Below are 2,004 nucleotides of genomic sequence, written 5' to 3'. Positions count from 1 at the left end.
ATTGAAATTTAAACAGTTTCTCAAAAAAATGAGAAAAATATATTTAGGCCAATCCTTTTTGATTAACCATACTAACCAAATATAAACATGAAAAATAATATGCTAGACTTTAAAGACTATATTGTGTTCTTTATCTATTTCGTAATCGTTTCGGGTTACGGATTGTACATCTATTACAAAAAGAAATCGGCAACTTCAGATTCTAAGGACTATTTTCTGGCAGAGGGTTCTCTAACTTGGTGGGCTATTGGTGCATCTTTAATTGCCTCAAACATCTCGGCAGAACAGTTTATTGGCATGAGCGGATCTGGCTTTAAAATGGGGCTGGCCATTGCCGCATACGAATGGATGGCAGCAATTACCTTAATTGTAGTGGCTGTTTTTTTTATGCCCGTTTATCTTAAAAATAAGATTTTTACCATGCCGCAGTTCTTAAATCAGCGGTATAACGGCACGGTAAGTATGATTATGGCCATTTTTTGGCTAATGCTGTACATTGGTGTTAACCTTATGTCTATTCTTTATTTGGGCGCAGTTGCAATCGCCGGTATTTCTGGCCTAAATATTGGGTTGTGTATTGTACTCTTGTCAATGTTTGCCATTGTAATTACCCTAGGCGGCATGAAAGTGATAGGCTATACCGATGTGATACAGGTTTTTGTATTGGTAATTGGTGGCTTGGTGGCCACTTATCTAGCAATTGATCTAATTTCTGACGGGAAAGGTATATTTAACGGCTTCTCAAACTTGCATCAGGGTGCATCTGAGCATTTTGATATGATCTTCTCAAAAGACAATGCCAACTACATAGAGCTGCCGGGCCTAAGCGTGCTGCTTGGCGGTATGTGGATTGCCAATTTAAGCTACTGGGGCTGTAACCAATACATCACCCAGCGTGCATTGGGCGCATCATTGCCTACAGCTAGAAACGGATTGTTGTTTGCCGCGTTCTTAAAGCTTTTAATGCCAATTATTGTAGTAATACCAGGTATTGCGGTGTACTACATCATTAAAAAAGACATTGGTGCCATTTCGCCCGAACAACTGCTCACTTCTTCTGGTGCCCAAGATCCGAACAAAGCTTACCCAGCGTTGTTAACCTTGTTGCCCGTGGGTTTAAAAGGACTTTCGTTTGCCGCCCTAACCGCAGCAATTGTAGCTTCGCTGGCCGGAAAGGCCAATAGTATCGCTACTATATTTACCTTGGATATTTATCAAAAAGCTATTGATGCCAAGGCTTCGGAAAAGAAATTGGTAAACGTTGGAAAACTTACCGTAATTATTGCGATGTTTTTGGGCACAGCACTTGCCTTATGGGTAGGCGATGCCTTGATGGGCGAAGGAAAACAGGGTTTCCAGTTTATACAGGAATATTCTGGATTGTTTACCCCGGGTATTTTTGCCATGTTCCTTTTGGGTTTCTTTTGGAAAAAAACTACATCGACCGCTGCACTTTTTGCCACCATTGGTGGGTTTGCTTTTGCGGTATTCCTAAAGTTTTTACCAGAATTGGTAGATCTTTCTTTCCTATCGGCAATTAATTTTGCTGTTGCAAATTCAAAAGGCATCTACATTATTCCTTTTATGGATCAAATGCTGTTTGTGTTCTTGTTTTGCGTGGTTGGCATGGTCATAATCAGTAAAATACAACATAGTAAGCGAGCAGAAGAAAAAGGATTGGAAATCGATGCATCGATGTTTAAGACCAACAAAACTTTTGCAATAGGTGCATTAATTGTTATTGTGGTGGTAACGGCCCTTTATAGTATTTATTGGTAGTATTAATACGCCCAGCCCAAATAAGGCTGGGCGTATTACCTATGGTTGGTATTTGCTGTGGTATAGTGATAACACCAACCAAAAGTAAAAAGAGGTAAGGAGTTTAGTTTTCACTTTTGTGCTGAAACAAACAAAGCAGTAAAGTTCCCTTAAACGCAAAAAAAAAGCCCACATTGCTGTGAGCTTTTGCCTTAGTAGCGGGGAGCAGAATCGAACTGCCGACCT

General features: G+C 40.1%; 1 protein-coding gene. It reads left to right on the top strand.

Annotated elements, in window-relative coordinates; translation table 11 throughout:
- Positions 1-87 precede the first annotated feature (87 nt).
- Positions 88-1,779, top strand: coding sequence for a sodium:solute symporter family transporter (locus B3I52_RS14000; RefSeq protein WP_293302323.1), 1,692 nt, complete (start codon positions 88-90; stop codon positions 1,777-1,779).
- Positions 1,780-2,004: the final 225 nt, after the last annotated feature.

The organism is Pedobacter sp. UBA4863, assembly GCF_002399615.1.
In the GTDB taxonomy this organism is placed as follows: Bacteria; Bacteroidota; Bacteroidia; order Sphingobacteriales; family Sphingobacteriaceae; genus Pedobacter.
The sequence above is the reverse complement of the archived record's forward strand: the minus strand, read 5'-3'. Positions and strand labels throughout refer to the sequence as shown.

Bases quoted from the DNA above. Each gene is read 5' to 3' on its own strand.
- B3I52_RS14000 (WP_293302323.1), top strand. From the start codon at position 88: ATGAAAAATAATATGCTAGACTTTAAAGACTATATTGTGTTCTTTATC.